The 20900-nt window shown below is 68.9% G+C and carries 20 protein-coding genes and 1 other RNA gene; 6 read left to right on the forward strand and 15 right to left on the reverse strand.

Annotated features, from left to right (window positions below):
- From AX709_RS17025 to AX709_RS17035, 3 genes are read right to left on the reverse strand one after another with little or no spacing between them, the layout of a single operon-like run.
- Entirely contained in the window at nt 1-1440 is a 1440-nt protein-coding gene (locus AX709_RS17025) for an efflux transporter outer membrane subunit (RefSeq protein WP_066551134.1), read from the reverse strand.
- Nucleotides 1437-4625 carry an efflux RND transporter permease subunit gene (locus AX709_RS17030; RefSeq protein WP_066551138.1) on the reverse strand — a complete coding sequence of 1063 codons (3189 nt, stop codon included), beginning with the start codon at nt 4623-4625 and terminating at the stop codon, nt 1437-1439. The genes AX709_RS17025 and AX709_RS17030 overlap by 4 nt, the downstream gene beginning before the upstream one ends.
- A gap of 7 nt (nt 4626-4632) precedes the next feature.
- Nucleotides 4633-5826 carry an efflux RND transporter periplasmic adaptor subunit gene (locus AX709_RS17035; protein WP_082731846.1) on the reverse strand — a complete coding sequence of 398 codons (1194 nt, stop codon included), beginning with the start codon at nt 5824-5826 and terminating at the stop codon, nt 4633-4635.
- 332 nt (nt 5827-6158) lie between these two features.
- On the opposite strand from AX709_RS17035, the gene AX709_RS17040 reads away from it, so the two are divergent.
- A complete protein-coding gene (locus AX709_RS17040) occupies nt 6159-6770 on the forward strand; it encodes a CC0125/CC1285 family lipoprotein (RefSeq protein WP_066480050.1) in 612 nt (203 codons plus the stop codon).
- Between the two features lie 10 nt (nt 6771-6780).
- Here AX709_RS17040 and AX709_RS17045 read toward each other — a convergent pair whose 3' ends face one another.
- From AX709_RS17045 to AX709_RS17075, 7 genes are all read right to left on the reverse strand, one after another.
- On the reverse strand, nt 6781-7614 hold the full coding sequence (locus AX709_RS17045; protein WP_066551142.1) for a CheR family methyltransferase: 834 nt from the start codon (nt 7612-7614) through the stop codon (nt 6781-6783).
- Nucleotides 7611-8693 (reverse strand): chemotaxis-specific protein-glutamate methyltransferase CheB, encoded by a 1083-nt coding sequence (cheB, locus tag AX709_RS17050; RefSeq protein WP_066551181.1) that lies wholly within the window; start codon nt 8691-8693, stop codon nt 7611-7613. Before cheB ends, AX709_RS17045 begins: the two co-directional genes overlap by 4 nt.
- 32 nt (nt 8694-8725) lie before the next feature.
- Entirely contained in the window at nt 8726-9091 is a 366-nt protein-coding gene (locus AX709_RS17055; RefSeq protein ID WP_066480233.1) for a response regulator, read from the reverse strand.
- 73 nt (nt 9092-9164) lie between these two features.
- Complete coding sequence (locus tag AX709_RS17060) at nt 9165-9590, reverse strand: chemotaxis protein CheW (RefSeq protein ID WP_066480056.1); 426 nt, start codon at nt 9588-9590, stop codon at nt 9165-9167.
- Nucleotides 9587-11908, reverse strand: a complete 2322-nt coding sequence (locus AX709_RS17065) for a chemotaxis protein CheA (protein ID WP_066551144.1) — start codon at nt 11906-11908, stop codon at nt 9587-9589. Before AX709_RS17065 ends, AX709_RS17060 begins: the two co-directional genes overlap by 4 nt.
- Before the next feature lie 68 nt (nt 11909-11976).
- Nucleotides 11977-12621, reverse strand: coding sequence for a histidine phosphotransferase family protein (locus tag AX709_RS17070; RefSeq protein WP_066480063.1), 645 nt, complete (start codon nt 12619-12621; stop codon nt 11977-11979).
- Nucleotides 12622-12704: 83 nt separating this feature from the next.
- The gene (locus AX709_RS17075) at nt 12705-13127 is read right to left on the reverse strand and encodes a Mov34/MPN/PAD-1 family protein (protein ID WP_066551182.1); all 423 of its coding nucleotides are present in this window, start codon (nt 13125-13127) and stop codon (nt 12705-12707) included.
- A gap of 20 nt (nt 13128-13147) precedes the next feature.
- On the opposite strand from AX709_RS17075, the gene AX709_RS17080 reads away from it, so the two are divergent.
- The 3 genes from AX709_RS17080 (at nt 13148) to mtgA (ending at nt 15857) form a co-directional block, all read left to right on the forward strand.
- Nucleotides 13148-14098 (forward strand): RluA family pseudouridine synthase, encoded by a 951-nt coding sequence (locus AX709_RS17080; RefSeq protein ID WP_066551146.1) that lies wholly within the window; start codon nt 13148-13150, stop codon nt 14096-14098.
- Between the two features lie 44 nt (nt 14099-14142).
- A complete protein-coding gene (gene rpoH, locus AX709_RS17085; RefSeq protein WP_066480235.1) occupies nt 14143-15048 on the forward strand; it encodes an RNA polymerase sigma factor RpoH in 906 nt (301 codons plus the stop codon).
- 92 nt (nt 15049-15140) lie between these two features.
- Entirely contained in the window at nt 15141-15857 is a 717-nt protein-coding gene (gene mtgA / locus AX709_RS17090; RefSeq protein WP_066551183.1) for a monofunctional biosynthetic peptidoglycan transglycosylase, read from the forward strand.
- 137 nt (nt 15858-15994) lie between these two features.
- On the opposite strand, the gene AX709_RS17095 is transcribed toward mtgA, so the two are convergent.
- The gene (locus tag AX709_RS17095; protein WP_066551148.1) at nt 15995-16282 is read right to left on the reverse strand and encodes a hypothetical protein; all 288 of its coding nucleotides are present in this window, start codon (nt 16280-16282) and stop codon (nt 15995-15997) included.
- A 190-nt stretch (nt 16283-16472) separates the two neighbouring features.
- On the opposite strand from AX709_RS17095, the gene AX709_RS17100 reads away from it, so the two are divergent.
- Complete coding sequence (locus AX709_RS17100) at nt 16473-16850, forward strand: VOC family protein (protein ID WP_066551150.1); 378 nt, start codon at nt 16473-16475, stop codon at nt 16848-16850.
- Nucleotides 16850-17545, forward strand: coding sequence for a helix-turn-helix transcriptional regulator (locus AX709_RS17105; protein WP_066551152.1), 696 nt, complete (start codon nt 16850-16852; stop codon nt 17543-17545). Before AX709_RS17100 ends, AX709_RS17105 begins: the two co-directional genes overlap by 1 nt.
- Before the next feature lie 102 nt (nt 17546-17647).
- On the opposite strand, the gene AX709_RS17110 is transcribed toward AX709_RS17105, so the two are convergent.
- The 4 genes from AX709_RS17110 to bla form a co-directional block, all read right to left on the reverse strand.
- Nucleotides 17648-17971, reverse strand: a complete 324-nt coding sequence (locus AX709_RS17110; RefSeq protein ID WP_066551156.1) for a YbaB/EbfC family nucleoid-associated protein — start codon at nt 17969-17971, stop codon at nt 17648-17650.
- 1 nt (nt 17972) lies between these two features.
- Nucleotides 17973-19604 carry a DNA polymerase III subunit gamma/tau gene (locus tag AX709_RS17115; protein ID WP_066551158.1) on the reverse strand — a complete coding sequence of 544 codons (1632 nt, stop codon included), beginning with the start codon at nt 19602-19604 and terminating at the stop codon, nt 17973-17975.
- 264 nt (nt 19605-19868) lie between these two features.
- Nucleotides 19869-19966: signal recognition particle sRNA small type (gene ffs / locus AX709_RS17120), an RNA gene on the reverse strand.
- 51 nt (nt 19967-20017) lie between these two features.
- Nucleotides 20018-20899 carry a class A beta-lactamase gene (gene bla / locus AX709_RS17125; RefSeq protein WP_082730874.1) on the reverse strand — a complete coding sequence of 294 codons (882 nt, stop codon included), beginning with the start codon at nt 20897-20899 and terminating at the stop codon, nt 20018-20020.
- Between the last annotated feature and the right edge of the window lies 1 nt (nt 20900).

Raw genomic sequence — 20900 nt, forward strand, 5'->3', positions numbered from 1 at the left:
TCACTCCCCCGCCGCCCCCACCGCGCGCGCGTCCAGTTCCGGGTCGCCGCCCAGCGTGCGGTACAGCGTCACCAGATTGGCCGCCTTCGCCAGCCGCGTCGTCACCAGCGTGCGCTGCGCCGCATAGAGCGCGCGCTGCGCGTCGAGGCTGCTGAGGAACGGGTCGATGCCGCCGCGATAGCGCGCCTCGGTCAGCCGCGCGGTGTCGCCGGCTGCCTCCACCCCCGCGGTGTCGGCGCGCAGCTGGTCGTCGATCGTGCCGCGCCGCGCCAGCGCGTCCGCCACCTCGCGGAATGCGGTCTGGATTGCGCCCTCATAGGTTGCGCGCGCCGCGTCGCGCTGTGCCCTGCTTTGGCGCACGCCGGCGGTCGCGCGGCCGCCCGCGAAGATGTCGTAATCGACATTGGGTGCCACCGACCAGTTGAACGAATTATTGTCGAACAACGTGCTCAGCGCGCGGCTCGCAAATCCCAGCGTCGTGGTGAGCGAGATTCGCGGGAACAGCGCCGCGCGCGCCGCGCCGATCCGCGCATTGACGGCGCGCAATTGATATTCCGCCTGCACCACGTCGGGGCGGCGCAGCAGGATCGAGGAATCGAGCCCCGCCGGCACTTCCGCCAGCGCGCCGTCCAATTGCTCGATCGTCGGCGGCAGCAGCGACGGATCGACCGGCGCGCCGACAAGCAGGGTCAGCGCGTTGACGTCCTGCGCCAGTGCGGTGCGGCTTTCGGCCAGGTCCGACTGCGCCTGCGCCAGGATCTGCTCGGCCTGACGCAGGTCGGTGCGTGGCGCGATCCCGCCCGCCAGTCGCGCGCGGGTCAGCTCGACGCTGCGCAGCGCGCTGCGCTCGGTCTCCTGCGCGATCTCCAGCAGCTTCAGGTCGGCGGCATAGGTCAGCCACGCGGTGGCGATATCGCCGACCAGCGTCAGCCGCGTCGCGCGCGCCGCCGCCTCGGTCGCGAAAAACTGGTTGAGCGCGGCATCGCTCAGCGACCGGATGCGTCCGAACAGGTCGAGCTCGAACGCGGTGATCCCGGCATTGACGGTGTAGAAGGTGGTAACGCTCGCGCCGCCCGCCGCGCCCTGGGTCGCGCGCGACGCGCCGCCGCGGTTGCGGTTGACCGTGCCGCCCGTCGACACCACCGGCAACAGCTCGGCGCGCTGGATGCGATATTGCGCGCGCGCCGCCTCGATATTGGCGGCCGCGACGCGCAGGTCGCGGTTATTGGCGAGCGCGGTCTCGATCAGCGTGCGCAGCCGCGCGTCGCGGAACACCTGATCGAACTTCAGGCTGGCGAGCTCGGCCTCCGACTGGCGCAGATAGGCATCGCCCACCGGCCACGACGGCGCGACCGGCGGCGCGGGCCGCTCGTATTTCGGGGCGAGCGAGCATCCTGCCAGCGCCAGCGGTGCCAGCATCAGGCCGATCGCGCGCCTCATGCCGCCGCCCCCGTGCCGGACGCACTGTCGCCGCCGCGCAGCTTCTTCATCGCGTCGCGCGTGCCGCGCCGCACCAGCACGAAGAACAGCGGGATGTAGAAGATCGCCAGGATCGTCGCGGTGATCATCCCGCCCATCACCGCGGTGCCGATCGCGATGCGGCTGTTGGCCCCCGCCCCGGTCGCGATCGCCAGCGGCAGCACGCCGAAGATGAAAGCGAACGACGTCATCAGGATCGGCCGCAGGCGCAGCCGCGCGGCCGACACCGCGGCTTCGATGATGCGCACGCCCTTCTTCTCTTCCTGCTCGGCGAACTCGATCATCAGGATCGCGTTCTTCGCCGCCAGCCCCATCGTCGTCAGCAGCCCGATCTGCAGATAGACGTCGTTCTCCAGGCCGCGCAGCGTCACCGCGAACACCGCGCCGACCAGGCCGAGCGGGATGATCAGCAGCACCGCAACCGGGATCGACCAGCTTTCGTACAATGCCGCCAGGCACAGGAAGACGACCAGCAGCGACAGGCCATAGAGCAACGGCGCCTGGCCCGAAGACAGCCGCTCCTGATAGGACAGGCCGCTCCAAGCGACCGTCGTGCCGGGCAGCTCGGCCGCCAGCGCCATGATCCGCTCCATCGCCTGGCCCGAACTGACGCCTGGGGCCGCCTGGCCCTCGATCTCATAGGCGGGCAGGCCGGAAAAGCGCAGCAGCGAGGCGGGTGCGACCGACCAGCTCGACCGCGCAAAGGCGGAGAACGGCGCCATCCCGCCGCTGTCGGTGCGCACGAACCACTGGCTCAAATCCTCGGGCGCGTCGCGATATTCGGCGTCGCCCTGCACATAGACGCGCTTGACCCGCCCGCGGTCGATGAAATCGTTGACATAGCGGCCGCCCCACGCGGTCGACAGCGTCGAATTGACGTCGGTCTGACTCAGCCCGAGCGCGGCCAGCTTCTCGGAATCCAGATCGACCTTCAGCGTGGCGAGCGGCGGCAGGTCGCTCGGCCGCACCGACGCGAGCATCGGGTCCTGCGCGGCGGCGGCGAGCAGCTTGTCGCGCGCCGCCTGGAACTGCGCGCGCGTCAGCCCGCCGCTGTTCTGCAGCTCCATGGTAAAGCCGTTCGACTGGCCCAGACCGCGCACCGCACCGGGGATCAGCGCGAATACCTGGGCATCGCGCAGCCCGCCCAACGCGGCGGCGGCGCGTTCGGCGATCGCGTCGGCGCTGCTTTCCGCGCCCTTGCGGTCTTCCCATGGCGCGAGCGAGACGAAGCCGCGCCCGGTATTCTGGCCCGACGCGCCGCCGCCGCCGCCGGCAACGCTCAGCATGGTCGAGACATTCTCCTTTTCCTGCGTCAGGAAATAGCGTTCGACCGCATCCTGCACCGCGACGGTGCGTTCGATCGTCGCGCCCGCGGGCAGGCGGAACTGGACGATCGCGCGCCCCTGGTCCTCGGTCGGCAGGAAACTGGTCGGCAGGCGGAAGAACAGCAGCGCCAGGATCGCGACGACGCCCGCATAGATCAGCAGGAACAGGAGCTTCCGGTTCACCACCGTCTCGGCCATGCCGATATAGCGGTCGGTCATCCGCGCGAAGCCATGGTTGAACCGCTCGCCGGCCCGCTGGCCCCACGCAACCACGCCCGGCGCGCGCCGCGCGAGGAAGCCGGGCCGCTCGTCCTCGCGCCGCTTCAGCAGCGTCGCGGTCAGCGCGGGACTGAGCACCAGCGCGACGACGACCGACAGGACCATCGCGGAGATGATCGTGATCGAGAATTGGCGATAGATCACGCCCGTCGACCCGCCAAAGAACGCCATCGGCAGGAACACCGCCGACAGGACGAGCGCGATCGCGATCAGCGCGACCTGGATCTCGTTCATCGACTCGATCGTGGCGTCGCGCGGGCTCATGCCGGGGTTCTCGTGCATGACGCGTTCGACATTCTCGACCACGACGATCGCGTCGTCGACCAGCAGGCCGATCGCCAGCACCAGCCCGAACAATGTCAGAACGTTGATCGAAAAGCCCGCGATGGCGAACACGGCAAAGGTGCCGAGCAGCACGACCGGAACCGCGATCGTCGGGATCAGCGTGGCGCGCCAGCTTTGCAGGAATACGAACATGACGATGACGACCAGGATGATCGCCTCGATCAGCGTCTCGACCACTTCCTTGACCGACAGGCGGATGAACTCGGTGCTGTCGACCGGATAGGCATATTGAAACCCGGCAGGAAAGCTCTTTGCCTGGCGCTCGACCTCGGCCTTGACCAGTTCCGCGGTCGCCAGCGCGTCGGCGCCGGGGGCGAGCGAGATGGCGAGGCCGACACCCGGATGCCCGTTGACGCGCGTGCGCACCGCATAGCTTTCGGCACCCAGCTCGACGCGCGCGACGTCGCCGATCGTGACGATCGACCCGTCGGACTGGGATTTCAGGACGATGCGGCGGAACTGGTCCGCGGTCTGCAGCCGCGACTGTGCGGTGACGGTGGCGTTGAGCAACTGCCCCGGCGGCGACGGCAATCCGCCCACCTCGCCGGCCGCGACCTCGGTATTCTGCGCCTGGATCGCGGCGATCACGTCCGCGGGGATCAGCCCCACCCCGGCGAGCTTTTCGGGCCGGAGCCAGATGCGCATCGCATAGGGCGCGCCGAACACATTGGTGTCGCCGACGCCGGGCAGCCGGCCGATCGGGTCCTGCAGGTTCGACACCAGATAATCCGACACGTCCTGGTTGGTCACCCGGTCGGTCGCGTCATAGACCGCGACGATCATCAGAAAATCGGAATTGGACTTGGTGACGGTCAGCCCCTGTTGCTGGACGGGGCCGGGCAATCGCGGCAGCGCCTGCTGCACGCGGTTCTGGACTTGGACCTGCGCGATGTCGGGGTCGGTGCCCTTGTCGAGCGTGACCGTGACCGTCACCTGCCCGCGCGCGTTCGATTCCGAACTGAAATAGATCAGCCCGTCGATGCCCGCGAGCTGCTGCTCGATCACCTGCGTCACGCTGCTTTCCAGCGTCTCCGCCGACGCGCCGGGATAGCTGGCGCGGATATTGACCTGGGGCGGCGCGACGTCGGGATATTGTTCGGTCGGCAGGATGAAGATCGATCCGACGCCCAGCAGCATGATCAGGATCGCGATCACCCAGGCAAAGATCGGCCGATCGATGAAGATGCGCGAGATCATGTGGCGATCAGCCCTTGGTCTTGCCGGCGGCGGGGCGCCTGACCGGCTGCGGCGCGCTCGCCGGCACCGCCTTCACCGCCTGGCCCGGCTTCAGCCCGTTCGTCCCCTGCACGATCACGCGGTCGCCCGGTTCCAGCCCCTTGGTCACCACCCAGTTGGTCCCCATCGTCCGGTCGGCCGTCACCTTGCGCTCGGCGACCTTGCCGTCGCGCCCGACGACCAGCACCGTCGCCTGGCCGCGCGGATCGCGGGTCAGCCCCGACTGCGGCACCATGAACGCGCGGGTGTTGATCGCCTGGGCAAAGCTGGCGCGCACGAACATGCCGGGCAGCAGCAGCTGTTCGGGGTTGGGAAAGCGCGCCCGCAGCGTGACCGTACCGGTCGCGGGATCGACGATCACCTCGGAAAACTGGATAACCCCCGTCGGTCCATAGACGCTGCCGTCCTCGAGCGTCAGCTTGACCACGGCCTGGGTCGGCATCACCCCTTCGCGCGCCAGCGACCGCCGCAGCTCGAGCAGATCGGCGCTCGACTGCTGGATGTCGACGAAGATCGGATCGAGCTGCTCGATCACCGCGAGCGGCTGCGCCTGGTTGGCCGTGACCAGCGCGCCCTGGGTGAACAGCGACCGGCCGATCCGCCCGGTGATCGGCGCAGGCACGCGCGTAAAGCGCAGGTTGATGCGCGCGGTGTCGAGCTGCGCCCGGCCCTGCTGGACCGTCGCGGCCGCCTGGCGCGCGGCGGCAGCGGCGTCGGTATAGTCCTGGCGGCTCACCGCTTCCATGTCGGCCAGCGGCTTGAGCCGCTCGGCGCGGATGCGTGTCGCCTCCGCATTGGCGCGCGCGATCGCGACAGCGGCTTCCGCCTCGCTCACGCTGGCGCGATACAGGCTCGGATCGATCTGATAGAGCGGTTGCCCGGCGCGGACCAGGCCACCCTCGGTGAACAGCCGCCGCTCGATCACCCCCGAAATCTGCGGGCGCACCTCCGACATCGCGAACGGCGCGGTCCGTCCCGCGAGCTCGACCTCGATCGGCGCGCTGACCGGCTGGACGGTGACATAGCCGACGGTCGGCGTGCGCTGCGCCCGCCCGCCCGCCTGCTCGCCTTCGGAAGCGCCGCAGGCCTGCAGGCTGACGATCAGGAGGATGGCAAGGCCGCGCCGCGCGCCGCGGCGGGTAACCGGAATATTCAACCTCATCGCCTCGACTTTATCCGGCCGGCCCGGTTGCACCGCGTCGCGATCCCTGGTGTGTCGGACGTGGCCAAGCCCTGCCTCCGCAATGATGGAGAAGACGGAACGCCGGCGCGCTCCAGGATGCGCCTACGACCGGACAACGTCGCGGATGTCAATGCGGCCTTTTGTCGCAATGTGTAACGCCGTGGAAAATTTGTTGCCGGGTCGACGGAGCGGTCCCCGTCATGTCGCGTTCAGCAACAAGCAATGGATGTTCTGGTTCCATGTCGGCTTGTAACGTGGCAGCCGCACGATTCGCCGCATATTCGCCGGATCGGTTTGATTGGAGAACGAAAATGGTGGGATTGGTTGCACAACGGCGTCGGCTGCGGCCGGCCGTGGCGGCGGTACTGATGGCGGCGACGCTCGGTGCGTGTGCGACGCCGACCCCCTATCAGCCCGCATCGGGGCGCGGCTTCTCGCGCGCCGGCTATGCCGACGAGCAGATCGAGGACGCGCGCTTCCGCGTCAGCTTCAGCGGCAACAGCCTGACCTCGCGCGAGGTGGTCGAGCGGTATCTCCTCTACCGCGCGGCCCAGCTGACGCTGGAGCGCGGTTACGACCATTTCATCCTCGTCGACCGCGATACCGAACGCCAGACGCAGACCTACACGACCGGCAATTTCTTCGGTGGCTATGGCGGTTTCTACGGCGGCGGCTTGTGGGGCCCGAGCTGGCGTTACTTCGGCCGCGGCTATGGCTGGCGCTATTATGACCCGTTCTTCGCGGGCGGGTTCGGCGGCGGTTTCGGCCCCGGGTTCGACGTGCGCTCGGTCGACCGTTACGAAGCGATCGCGGAGATCGTCGTCGGGCGCGGGCCGAAGCCGGCCGACAATGTCCGGGCCTTCGATGCGCGACAGGTCGTCGAACGGCTCGGGTCGAAGATCCGCGTGCCCGAGCCGCGCTGAGGCATCCGGCTCAGCGGGAGAGTTCGTAGAGCCCGCGATAGGTGACGCTAGGCTGCAACAGGTCGGTCTGGCCGATCACGGTCTCGCCCGCGCCGAGCACGAGCAGCCCGCCGGGCCGCAGCGCACTCGCCAGGCTGGCGAGGACGCGCTGACGCACGGGTGCTGCGAAGTAGAGGAGCACGTTGCGGCACAGGATCAGGTCGAACCGGCCCGGCAGCGGGGGCTGATCGACCAGATTGTGTCGCCGGAAGCTGATCCGGCGCATCAACTCGGGCTTGGCGACCCAATGGCCGTCGCGATCGTCGAACCATGTCACCATGCGCCGCACGGGCAGCCCGCGCTGGATCTCGAACTGGCTGAACGTGCCGCGCCGCGCGCGTTCGATCGCCTGCGCCGAAATATCCGACGCCTGGATTTCCGGCGCGGCCGCCCCGCCCTTCGTCTCGGCTTCGGCGAACAGCATCGCCAGCGACAGCGGCTCCTGACCCGTCGAGCACCCCGCCGACCACACCCGCATCCGCCGGTCCGGTTCCTCGGCCTGCAGCCTGGCGACGACGTCGGCGATCATCTCCAGCACGTTGGCGTCGCGAAAGAATGACGTTTCCTGGTTGAGCAGCGCGTCGACGATCGAATCGGACAGCCCCGGCGACGTGCCGTCCCCCAGCGCGCTGGCAAGCTGGTCGATGCTCGCCAGCCCCAGGTCGCGCAGCAGCGGCTTGAGCGCGGTTTCGATCCGCCACGACCGGCTGGAGTCGATGCGCTGGCCGGTCCGCTGTTCGAGCAGGCCAAGGATGATGCCGGTGGCGCGGGGGGATCCGATCGCGTTGGCGTGGCCCGTGATCATGCGGTTGCGCGCCCGCGCGCGACCAGCCGGCCGATCTCCGACGGGGGCAGGATGGTGCGCGCGACACCCGCCGCGACGACCGCGCCCGGCATGCCCCACACCACCGAACTGCGCTCGTCCTGTGCGACCACGTTCGCGCCCGTTGCGGCGAGCTGTTCCGCGCCGCGCACGCCGTCGCGACCCATGCCGCTCAGCACGATGCCGAGTGCCCGGTCGCCGTAAACGCGCGCCACCGATGCAAACATCGGGTCGACCGACGGCATGCAGCCCGACGACTGCCGTTCGTGGGTCAGGGTGACGCCGATCCCGCCGGCCACCTGCACGCATTCCATGTGCGCGTTGCCGGGCGCGACGATGACCCGGCCGGGCCGGATGAGCAGGCGTTCGGTCGCGACGTCGCACGGGCGCGCGGCCAGTACCGCGATCTGCGCCGCGAAATAGCTCATGAACGAATCCGGCAGATGCTGCGTGATCAGGATGGGGGTCTGCAGCCCCGCCGGCAGCTCGCGCAGCAGCTGGGTGAGCGCGTGGATGCCGCCCGTCGACGCCCCGATCGCCACGATGTCGAACGGACGCGCGCCGACCGGAACCGGCGTACCCGGGCGCTCATGCGCGAGCGTCGGTTGCTGGATGTCGCCCGCCGGGGCGACCAGCCGGGTCAGCTTTTCGTGCAGCGTCGCCGCGAAGCGCCCGGCCAGCGCCCCCGCCATCGGCTTTTCCAGTGTGTCCGCGGCACCCAGCGACAGCGCCTGGATGGTCGATGCCGCGCCCTCCTCGCAGATCGAGGAGACGACCAGGATGCGGGCGCCCGCGCCGATCAGCAGCATGTCGGGCAGCGCGGACAGGCCGTCCGTCCCCGGCATCTCGATGTCGAGCAGGATGATGTCGACGCGCTCGCGGCGCAGAAAGTCGATCGCCCGCGCGGCATTGTTGACCGCGTTCGCAACCATGAAACCGGGGATGGCGTCGACCATGCGCGAGATGACGGTGCGCGCGACGACCGAATCGTCGACGACCAGCACGCGCACGACCTTGGCGGCGGCGGCGCCCCTTCTGTCGATTTTTGCCTGGTGCGTCATCTCGCCCACCGCCGCTCTCCCCTGAACGGCGTTCAGGCCATGCCGACGATCTGAAGCTTGCTCTGCAGCGTTTCGCGATCGAACGGCTTCATCACATATTCGTCGGCGCCCGCCTCGATCGCGGCGCGGATGTAGGCGATGCCGTTCTCGGTCGTGCAGAAGACGATCTTGGGCTTTGCCGGCAGGCTGCTCTCGCCCAGCGCGCGCAGGAAATCCATGCCGCTCATCACGGGCATGTTCCAGTCGAGCAGCACCACGTCAGGCGCGTCGGCGATGCACGCGTCCAGCGCCTCGCGGCCGTCGCCGGCCTCGCGAACCTCGAAATCGAGGGTCTCGAGGATATGTCGCGCAACCTTGCGAATGACCTTTGAGTCGTCGACCACCAGACAGGTTTTCATGAACACGCTTTCATTTTGCACTCGAGGAGTAGGGTTTTGGCACAAGTCCGTAACCGTGGCGTTAATCCACACATCATGCTGCGGCCGCGCTCTGCGGAATCAGTGCAGCAGCATCGATCACCAGGATGGGCTCGCCGTCCCGTTCGACGACGCCGCGCGCGGCCTCGCGCCACAGGGGCTCGAGCGGGATCGCCGGCGACAGGGGCAGCAGCGTCATCGCCACGATGTCGTCCAGCGCGTCGACCAGCAGCGCATAATGATGGCCGTCGATCCGCGTGATCACCGCGCGGCGCGGCGCGCCGTGCGCCGGCATGCCCAGCGCAGCCTTGGTGTCGATGACGGTGACGACCCGGCTGCGCAGCGCCGCCAGGCCGCGCACTTGCCGGCTGGCCAGTGGCACCGGCGTGACCGGCCCCAGATCGACGACCGAATCCACCTGGTCCGCGTCGATCGCGATTGCGCGGCCGTCGATATGCGCGACCAGAAACAGCTTGTTCACCGGCGTCCCCCCGTTACCGCGCGCTGCAGGGCGTCGATCAGCGCCGCCCGGTCATAACGATAGATCTGCCCGGTTTCCGCGGCACCGCGATCGCTGGTCAGCCGCACCACCGGGGCGGGCGCGACGATGTCGGGGGGCGGCGCGTCGAGCGTCAGCACGATCGCGGGCTGCTCCTCCGGGCCGAGGCGCTGGGTGACGCGGTAGCCATAACCCTCCAGCATCGGGCGCAGGAACGTGCCGATCCACCCGCTCGGGTCCGCCCCGATCAGACAGATGGGCGCGCGATCGCCCTCGATCGCTTCCGCGCCGTGATGCGTGAACAGCCAGTGCGGGTCGAGCAGCTCGACCGGGTCGTTGTCGACCAGTGCGACGCCGGCGACCATGCCCGGCGCGGCGGGCGGCGCGATGTCGCCGGCCAGGGTCACGATGTCGCCCGTTTCGGCGACGGCATAGCCGAGCTCGGACGCCTCGTCGCGCAGGCGCAGGACCAGGACTTCCTCGCCCGGCGGCGGCGGCGCCACTGCGGCGAGCGCCACGATTGATCCGTCGACGGCCAGGCGCAGCCGCCCCGCGCTGTGGCGGATCGCGATCGCGTCGACCTTTTCGACGCGATCGACGATGGCGAGCGGCATGGCGCGCCGCACGCCGTCCAGATCCTCGAACAGCAGCACGCGGATGCCCTCGGCAGCCGCGGCCTCGGCATCGACCGCTTCGGCGTCGCGATCCACGACGGTCGCACCGCTGATTCCCGCCGCGCGCGCGACGCCCGCGCAATCGAGCATCAGCATCGGGCGACCGCTGTCGGGCAGGGTCTGGCCGGCATAGATGCCGGTCGCCATCACCGCCGGAGCGGCGGGCTTGATCACCAGTTCCTCGTTGTCGAGCACCGAATCGACCGCGATCGCAAAGGAAATGCTGCCCAGATTGATGATCACCAGCATCATCTGGGCGTCCGCGCCCGTCCGTTCGGTCCCCAGCAGGCGCGCCAGGTCGACCAGCGGCAGGCGCCGGTCGCGCACCGTCGCCACGCTCGTGTCGCCGATCAGGTCGATGCGGATCGCGTCGCCCCGGTCGCGCACGATCTCCTCGATCGGCTGGCGCGGAATGGCCAGTTCCAGTCCACCCACCCCGACGACGATCGTCGGGATGATCGACAGCGTCAGCGGGACGCGGATCGCGATCAGCAGGCCCTGGCCCGGCCGGTTCTGCAGGTCGATGCGCCCGCCGATCTGCTCGATCGACGCGCGGACCACGTCCATGCCGACGCCGCGCCCGGAAATCGCGGTCACCTCGTCCTTGCTCGACAATCCGGGTTCAAAGACCAGGTCGATCCGCGCGCGCGCGCTCAGTTCCATCAGCTCGCGCTCGCTGCGCGAGCCGTTCTTGACCAGCTTGCGGATCAGCCGGTCGGTATCGATGCCGCGCCCGTCATCGGCGATCTCGATGATGATCTGGTTGCCCGACTGGCGCGCCGCGACCGACAGGCGGCCGTTCTCGCGCTTGCCCGCGGCACGCCGCTCCTGCGGGCTCTCGATGCCGTGGTCGATCGCGTTGCGCACGATATGGACCAGCGGGTCGCGCATCACCTCGATCATCTCGCGGTCGAGTTCGACGTCGCTGCCGTCGAGGCTCAGCGTGACCGATTTGCCCAGCGTCGCGGCGGTGTCGCGCACCATGCGCGGCAATGCCGAGAACAGGGCGTCGATCTTCTGCATGCGGGTGCGCGTGACCGTGTCGCGCATCTCGGCGACGGTCGCGGACAGCCGCTCGAGCGAGGCGTCGAGCGCGGGGTCCGCATCGACGTCGCGCAGCCGCCGCGCCAGTTCGTTGCGCGCCAGCACCATGTCCGACATGCCGCTCATCATCCGGTCGAGCAGCTCGACGCCCAGCCGGACGCTGCGCGATGCCGCGCGCACCGCCGGGGCGGCGGTGGTGGCCGCCACCTCGTCGCTGCCCGCCGCCAGCGCGGCGATCAGCAGCTCCTCGCCCGAATCGGGCAGGGAAACGCCCTGGTCGATCGCCTCGACCAGCTCGGAAATGCGGTCGACGATCGCCAGCACCGCGTTGACCAGCGCGCGGTCGGGCTTGCGCTCGCCGCTGCGCACCTGCGCCAGCACATCTTCAGCGGCGTGGCTCAGCCGGGCGAGGCGCGGCAGGTCCAGGAAGCCGCAGCTCCCCTTGACGGTGTGGACGAAGCGAAAAATCGCGTCGAGCCTCGCGGTGTCGGACGGGTCCGCCTCCCACGCGACGATCTCGCCGGACAGCGCCTCCAGCGTCTCGCGGGTCTCGAGAATGAATTCCTGAAGAAGGTCGTCCATGGGTCCCCGGCGGCTGTCCTCGCGGTCTGCACGCAGGGACCTTGCGCCGGTCAGGGTTAAGGCGGAGTTTACCCGGCGCGGAAAGATGCGCCGAACAGAAGCACTTCGGCATCGGGCGGCGACACGCGCAGCATCCCGCCGCTCTGCACCACCAGCGCATGGACCAGCAGCGCCGCGGCCGCGCGCGGCGACACGCTGCTCTCCTCAATCTCGCCCTCCAGCGCCGCGCGCAGTTCAGGGTCGAGCACGATGCGCGGCCCGTCGGCGCGGATGACGATTTCGGTCACGCCGTCGACATTCTCCGCCCCGACATCCAGCTGCCCGCCGCGGATCAGCGCATCGCCGCCGATCAGCGCCAGGTTCAGCAGCACCTTGATCGCGGTCTTGGGCAGCACCGGTTCGTCGACCATCCAGCCCAGCACCAGCCGCTTGTTGTCGCCGAACAGCCCCTGCAACGCGGCGTGCGCCTCGCGCGTGTCGATCGTCTCGCCGAAACCGCCCGCGCCGCCGAATGCCAGGCGGAAGAATTTGAGCTTGCTCGCCGACGCCCGCGCGCTGTCGGCCAGCAGTTCCAGGCAGCGCGCCCGCATCTCGGGATCATGCTCGTCGGCGAGCAGCTCCAGCCCGTTGTTGAGCGCACCGACCGGGCTCAGCAGGTCGTGGCACAGGCGCGAGCACAGCATGCTGGCGAAATCGGTCGGGCTGATGTTCAATCAATTCACTCCGGATGAGGCGTCGGCCCAGGGCGGACGCCGCGGTCGTGCGCCTTTTGGAGCAGCCGCGACGGGCGCGCAAGCTATGCAGCCTGCGGGTCGATGCGCAGCGCCACCGGCTCGAAGCGGCCGTGCACCGGCCCGTCGCGCACCGCGCGCCACAATGCCGGGGCATGGTCGGGCGGCCCGCCCAGGATCAGCCACAGCCGGCCATCGGGTGGCGCCATCGCCGCGTCGGTCGCCGACGGCCGGTTGTCGCCGCGCGGATGCGAATGGAACCAGCCGACCACCTCCGGACCGCCTGCCCGCGCATCGCGGTGCGCCGCGATCAGCGTCGCGGGGTCGATCTCGAACCGCGCGGCGGGGTCGTCGGCGACGTTGCGCGCGACCACCGCCTCGGTGACATGGTCGTCACGCCCGAGCAGCAGCCCGCAGATCTCGACCTGCGGATCGGCGCGCGCCGCGCGGGCGACATGGTCGATCACCCGTGTTGAAAAAACCGCCATTGCGCCCATCTAGATGAAAAATGGATTCAGGGATTTCTACCATCGAAGCACGGATCGACGCGGCGGCCAATGGCTGGCGGCTCGACCGGGCATTGGCGGACGCCGTCCCCACCCTTTCGCGCGAGCGGCTGAAGACGCTGATCGCCGCCGGTCGCGTCGTCGATGCCCATGGGACGCCCGCGCGCGACCCCGCGCGCAAGGCGGTGGCCGGCGCGCTGTTCCGGGTCGAGGTGCCGGCACCGACGCCCGCGCACAATGTGGCGCAGGCGATCGACCTGAATGTGGTGTTCGAGGACGAGCATCTGATCGTCATCGAGAAGCCGGCCGGGCTCGTCGTTCATCCTGCCGCGGGCAACCTCGACGGCACCCTGGTCAACGCGCTGCTTCACCACTGCGCGGGGCAATTGTCGGGCATCGGCGGCGTCGCGCGCCCCGGCATCGTCCATCGGATCGACAAGGATACGTCGGGCCTGATGGTCGCGGCCAAGCATGATCGCGCGCATGAGGGGCTGGCCCGCCAGTTCAAGGCGCACAGCATCGACCGCCGTTACAAGGCGATCGCCACCGGGCGGGTCATGCCGGCCAGCGGCACGATCGACGCGCCGCTTGCCCGGTCGCCGCACGACCGCAAGAAGGTCGCGATCGTGTCGGGCGGCAAGCGCGCCGTCACCCATTACCGGCTGCTCCGGCCGCTGCGCGACGCCAGCTTCGTCGAATGCCGGCTGGAAACCGGCCGCACGCATCAGGTGCGCGTCCACATGGCATCGATCGGCCACCCGCTGCTGGGGGATCCGGTCTATGCGCGAAATCGGGGAAACCAGCGCGGATTGCTCGAAACGCTGGGTTTCCGTCGCCAGGCCTTGCACGCGGCGCGGCTGGGGTTCATCCACCCCCTGACAAGTAACGCTTTGGCGTTCGATAGCGAACTGCCTGCTGACATGCAGGAACTGTTCGATAAGCTTCTCGTATGAATATGCGGGGCCGCACACGCGGTTCCGGGAAGGGAGACACGATCATGGCAACCGGCAGCAACGTCCCCGCGACGATCCCCGCGCTCGGCGGCGAGGCGAGCCTCAACCGCTATCTGGCCGAGATCAAGAAATTCCCGATCCTGGCGCCCGAGCAGGAATATATGCTCGCCAAGCGTTTTCAGGAGCATGGCGATCCGGAGGCCGCGGCCCAGCTCGTCACCTCGCACCTGCGCCTCGTGGCCAAGATCGCGATGGGTTATCGCGGCTATGGCCTGCCGGTCAGCGAGCTGATTTCCGAAGGGAATATCGGTCTGATGCAGGGCGTGAAGAAGTTCGAGCCCGATCGCGGCTTCCGCCTCGCCACCTATGCGATGTGGTGGATCCGCGCGAGCATCCAGGAATTCATCCTGCGCTCGTGGAGCCTGGTGAAGATGGGCACCACCGCCGCCCAGAAGAAGCTGTTCTTCAACCTGCGCCGCATGAAGGCCAAGCTCGACGCGTTCGAGGATGGCGACCTGACGCCCGAACACCTCGCCAAGATCGCCAAGGATCTGGGGGTGACCGAGGAAGAGGTCACCAGCATGAACCGGCGCATGTCGATGGGCGGCGACACGTCGTTGAACGTGCCGATGCGCGACGATTCGGAAAGCCAGTGGCAGGACTGGCTGGCCGACGATGCGCCGCTTCAGGACGAACGCGTCGCCGACGCGCAGGAGGCCGATGTCCGCCACGACATGCTGGTCGAGGCGATGGAGAATTTGAACGAGCGCGAACGCTACATTCTGACCGAGCGCCGGCTGACCGACGATCCCAAGACGCTCGAGGAATTGAGCCAGGTCTACGGCGTGTCGCGTGAGCGCGTCCGCCAGATCGAGGTGCGCGCGTTCGAAAAGCTGCAAAAGGCGATGATGCGGCTGGCGGGCGAGAAGCGGTTGCTGACCGCCGGCTGATCGGGCATCACCACGCCGCGATGACGGATCGGGGCGGATCGGGCGCGGGGGCGGTCCCCTTGCGCGAACTGGACATGGACGGAGTCGCCGCCATGCGTGCAGCGCGTCGGGCAAAACGGCCGCGCCGCTCGATCGGGCGGCGCATCGCCGGCTGGCTCGGCCGGCTGGTCTTCGGCTTCGTCCTGGTGTCGGTGCTGCTCGTCCTGCTCTATCGCTTCGTGCCGCCGCCGATCACGCTGACGATGCTCAGCGACGTGATCGCGGGGCATGGCGCGACCAAGAACTGGGTCGCGCTCGACCGCATCGACCCCGACATGCCGCGCGCGGTGATCGCGGGCGAAGATGCCAATTTCTGCGCGCATGGCGGCTTCGATTACAAGGCGATCGCCGCCGCCGCGCTGCGCAATGCCAAGGGCGGTCGCATCCGCGGCGGATCGACGATCAGCCAGCAGACCGCGAAGAACGTGTTCCTGTGGCAGAATGGCGGCTTCTTCCGCAAAGGGCTGGAGGCCTGGTTCACCCTGTTGATCGAGGGCGTGTGGGGCAAGCGCCGGATCATGGAAGTCTATCTGAACGTGGCGGAAACCGGTATCGGCACCTATGGCGTCGACGCGGGCGCACGCCGCTATTTCAAGCACGGCGCGACCAGCCTCACCAAACGCGAGGCCGCCCAGATCGCCGCCGTCCTGCCGCTCCCCAAGAAGCGCGCCGGCATCTCGCCCCGCGGCTTCACCCGCCGCTACGGCAACTCGATCGCCGCACGGATGAACGTCGTGCGCGACGACGGTCTGGACGCCTGCCTGCGTTAGAGCATGATGACTTTGCACTGACTCAACTTGGCGCGCCGGCCCGCCCCGAACGGAAAGCGCCCGATCCGCCATCGGCCGATCGGGCGCTCCTGTTTCAAACGGGCGGCCCGTCGCCGGTCCCGCCTGTCGGCATCGGCTTACTCGCTGGTGAGCTTGTCGCCGGCCTTTTCGGCGGCATCGCCGACCTTCTGCGCGCCTTCGCCGACCGCGGCGGCCGCTTCGGTCACCGCGCGCGTTTCGATATTCTCATTGTCCTGACGCAGCACCAGGAAATAGGCGAGGAAGACCACGCCGATCAGCAGCGCCAACCCGATCAGCACCGTTCCGAACCCGCCGCCGCTGCGATGCTCGACGATCGTGGTCGTGGGCTGGGTGCCCGCGGGGGTGGCGCTGGTGCCCTGAATATCGACGCGTTCCGTGGTCATGTGACGAACTCCTCCAAATTTCCGACGCGGCATCGAACGACGCACGCGTCCCGAAGGTTCCGTCCGCGCAACGGCGCGACCGCGCGCGCGCAGGTCCGGCGGCCGGGCCGGCGTCGAAGAGACTGCTGACAGAACGCTGTCAGGACCGCTGTGGCAAGACGCGATCGCCAACATGAAAGGAAACGGACCCATGCCCGATGTCACGCCCGTCGCGATCGTCTTCACCGAGATTCCGGTTGCGGACGCGCAAAGAGCCTGCAACTTCTATCAGACCCTGTTTGGTGCCCCGCTCATCCATGACGACCAAGGCCCCAACCCCGTCTGGATGTTCCCGCATGGCGCGGAAGGTCACCCCATCGGCCATCTCTATCCCGGCACCCCTGCGCAGCATGGCGCGGGGATGACCGCGCACTTCGCCGTCACCGATGATCTGGGCGACGCGATGGACCGCGTCCGGCGCGGCGGCGGCGAAGTGGTGTCGGAGGTGATCGACATCCCGAGCGGCGCGTTCTTCTACGCGATCGACAGCGAGGGCAACAGCCTGGGGCTGTTCCGGTACAAGCGCTGATGCGACGCGCCGACCGCCTGTTTCAGATCGTCCAGTATCTGCGCGGCGGTCGGCTCGTCACCGCGGCGACGCTCGCCGACCGGCTCGAAGTGTCCGAACGGACGATCTATCGCGACGTCGCCGACCTGAAGAGCACCGGGGTCCCGATCGATGGCGAGCCCGGTGTCGGCTATATCCTGCGCAGCGGCTACGACCTGCCGCCGCTGATGTTCTCGCGCGACGAGGTGGCGGCGCTCGTCGCCGGCATCCGGATGGTCCGGTCCTGGGGCGGCATCGACATGGCGCGCGCCGCGACCGAGGCCCTGGTGAAGATCGAACTTGTCCTGCCCGAGGCAGATCGCAGCCGCGTCGCACGGACCAGCGTCTTCGCGCCGCCCATGGGTCTGGCCCGGGACGTGCGCGACCTGATCGATCTGATCCAGCGCGCGATCGACACGCTCGACATCCTGCGTTTCGACTATCGCGACCGCAATGAGGTGGCGACGTCGCGGCGCGTCCATCCGCTCGGGCTGTGGTTCTGGGGCAAGGTCTGGACGATGGTCGGCTGGTGCGAGACACGCGCCGATTTCCGCATGTTCCGCATCGATCGCATGACCGCGCTGGCCTGCACCGGCGAACGCTTCACGCCCGCCGCCGAACGGTCGCTGGCCGAATGCCTCCGCCAGATCGAGGGGCAGTACGGCCCCCAGCACTGAGCCGAGTAGGCAAAGACGGTTCGGAACCGCGGTCGATCAATCCGGCTCATCCCTTCCCTTCAGGGGAGGGGCTTGAAAGGACCGGCTTGATCGAAAACCGTCTCAGAACGGCAGCTTGAACCCCGGCGGCAGCGGCAGGCCGCTGGTCATCTTCGACATTTCGGTGGCGGATGCCGCATCGGCCTTGGCACGCGCGTCGTTGAACGCGGCGGCGATCAGGTCCTCGACCATGTTCTTTTCCGACGGCTGCAACAGCGACTCGTCGATGTCGACGCCGATCACCCGGCCCTTGGCGCTGGCGCGCACCTTGACCATGCCGCCGCCCGCGGCCCCCTCGACCTCGATCGTGTCCAGATTGGCCTGCGCCTTCTGCAGCTCGTTCTGGACATTCTGCGCCATCGCCATGATTTCATCGAGATTCTTCATCTCAGCCACTCCGTTTGGTGTTGGTCCAGCCGATCAGTTCGGCATCCGGAAATGCTTCAAACGCGGCGGCGACCACGGGGGATGCCAGCACCGCCGCCTTTTCGTCGACCTGACGCCGCTCCTCCAGCTCGCGCAGCGTCGCGCCGCCTTCCTCGCGTCCGACCGTGATCGTCCACGCCGTCCCGGTCAGCTCGCGCAGCGCGGCCGCCAGGTCGCGGCTGAACTCGGCCGGCAAGGGCCGGGCGCCGCTCATCTCCAGCGCGGGCGGCGCACAGCGGATCGGCCGCACCAGGTTGCGCACCTGCGCCTCCAGATGATGGCGATTGTGCCGCCCCAGCAGCTCGGCGATTTCCACAACCGACTGAGGCAAGGCCGCTGCCGGGGCCGGCTCGGGACTTGCTGCCACGGGTGCCGGGGCGGACACCGCTACCGGCCCGCCGGCCGCCAACTGACGCGCCAGCTCGCCCGGATCGGGCAAAGATGCGGCATGGATGACGCGCAACAGCGCCATCTCGCACGCCTCGATCGGCATGGCGGCGTGTGCCACCTCGTCATGGCCGCGCAGCAGCAGCTGCCACAGCCGGTGCAGCGCCGGAAAGGACAGCTTCTCCGCCCAGCCCTCGAACGCCGCGCGCTCCTCGCGCGACACGCCCGCGCCCAGGTCCGCGCCGATCCGGGTCAGCGTGACCGCGTGCACCGTCTCCAGCAGCGTGCGCAGCACCGCGACCGGGTCGACGCCCAGATCATATTGATCGCGCAGCCCCGCCAGCGCACCCGCCGCATCGCCGGTGATGACGCGTTCGAACAGCGTCCGGATCGCGCCGCGATCGGACAGGCCCAGCATCGCGCGCACCGCGTCGGCGCGCACGCCGCTGCCGTCCATGTCGGCATGCGCGATCGCCTGGTCAAGGATCGACAGCCCGTCGCGCGCTGACCCCTCTGCCGCGCGCGCGATCAGCGCGAGTGCCTCGGGCTCGGCCTCGAACCCCTCGGCGCGCGCGATCTCGGTGAAATGCGCAGCCAGCAATTCGGCCGGGATCCGGCGCAGGTCGAACCGCTGGCATCGCGACAGCACCGTCACCGGCACCTTGTTCACCTCGGTCGTCGCGAACAGGAACTTCACATGCCCCGGCGGCTCTTCCAGAGTCTTCAGGATCGCGTTGAACGCTTCCTTGGTGAACATGTGAACTTCGTCGATGATGTGAATCTTGTACCGCGCGCTGACAGCAGCATAGCGCACCCCCTCCACAATCTCGCGCACGTCGTCGATGCCGCGATTGCTGGCGGCGTCCATCTCGATCACGTCGATATGGCGCCCCTCGGCGATGGCGCGGCACGGCTCGCACACCCCGCACGGATCGATCGTCGGCCCGCCCTGCCCGTCCGGCCCGATGCAGTTCAGCGCCTTGGCGATCAGCCGCGCGGTCGATGTCTTGCCGACCCCGCGCACCCCGGTCAGCAGAAACGCGTGCGCAAGCCGGTCGCGCTTGATCGCGTTGGCCAGCGTCGTGACCATCGCGTCCTGGCCGATCAGCGCGCTGAACGTCTGCGGCCGGTATTTTCGCGCGAGCACGCGATAGGCCTCGGCCTTTTTGGGCTGGGGCGGCTCGCCCAGATCGAATCCGTCTTCCATGGCCCTTCCGTCCTAGCCGGTCGCAGCGAGCGTGTCGAAGGGGACCGCCCATTGTTGATCGCAGGGATCTGACGGGCCACTCAAACCGACGACCGCCACGTGCTCGTCGTCACCCCGGCCTTGTGCCGGGGTCCACCACGCCGCCGCGCATTTCTTTGGATAATCGGTGCGCACGCGTGCAGCTCCAGATGTTGAACACACCCAGCCCCCAACCGTCACCCCGGGTGACGGCTCGATCAGGCTTCCGCAGCAACCAAAGGTCATGAGGGTGGGAGCCGGAACGACCCGGGACGAAATCGTTACGGCTGCTTCCTTCCGGACCTGACCGGGTTGGCGACGATCCCGTCCGCCCGACTCCCGCGCGCCATATGGGCCAAGCCGCCCCGCGACGCAAGGTTCGCGCGGACGGCGGCTCACCCGCGCCCGAACACGTCGCCCACCAGCCCGCCGATCCGCGCCATCGCCGCGTCGGCGCGTTCCGCCGCGAGCCCCGGCGCGTCGATATAGACCGCGATCAGGATCGGCTTGCGCCCGCCCGGCGGCCAGGTGATGGCGATGTCGTTATACTGGCCCGCGCCGCTCGTCCCGGTCTTGTCGCCCGTCCGCCAGCCCTTGGGCAATCCGGCGCGCAGCCGCTTCGCGCCGGTCTGGCTCGCCACCATCCACTCGATCAGCCGCCCGCGCGAGACCGGCTGGAGCGCCTCGCCGATCAACAGCCGCTCCATCAGCATCGTCATCGCCAGCGGCGTGGTGGTGTCGCGCGGGTCCTCGCGGCGAAAGATGTTGAGCGTCGGCTCGTCGCGGTCGAGCCGGCTCAGCCGGTCGCCATGCGCGCGGAAAAAGCGCGTCAGCCCCGCCGGCCCGCCGATCTGCGGCAGCAGAAGATTCGCGGCGCTGTTGTCGCTCAGCACCACCGCCGCCTCGCACAGCTCGAGCACGCTCATCTGCCCCGCCGCTAGGTTGGCACGCACCGCCGGCGCGTAATCGAGCAGGTCGGCCTCCGAATAGCGGATCATCCGATTGAGCGGCAGCTGGCTCATGTCCGCGCGCGCCAGGATCGCGGCGGCCAGCGGCAGCTTGAAGGTCGAACACAGCGGATAGCGCGTGTCCGGGTCGATCCCCAGCCGCCAGCCGCGCCCGGTGTCGAACACCGACACGCCCAGCCGCCCGCCGATCTCCGCCGTGATGTCGCCCAGCATGTCGCGCGCCTGGGCGTGAAGCGCGCGCGGCAGCAGCATCGCGGCACCCGCACCGATTCCGGCGGCGACGACCGCGCGGCGTGAAACCTCCGCCATG

The sequence above is a fragment of the Sphingomonas sp. CCH15-F11 genome (assembly GCF_001557005.1).
Lineage (GTDB): Bacteria > Pseudomonadota > Alphaproteobacteria > Sphingomonadales > Sphingomonadaceae > Sphingomonas.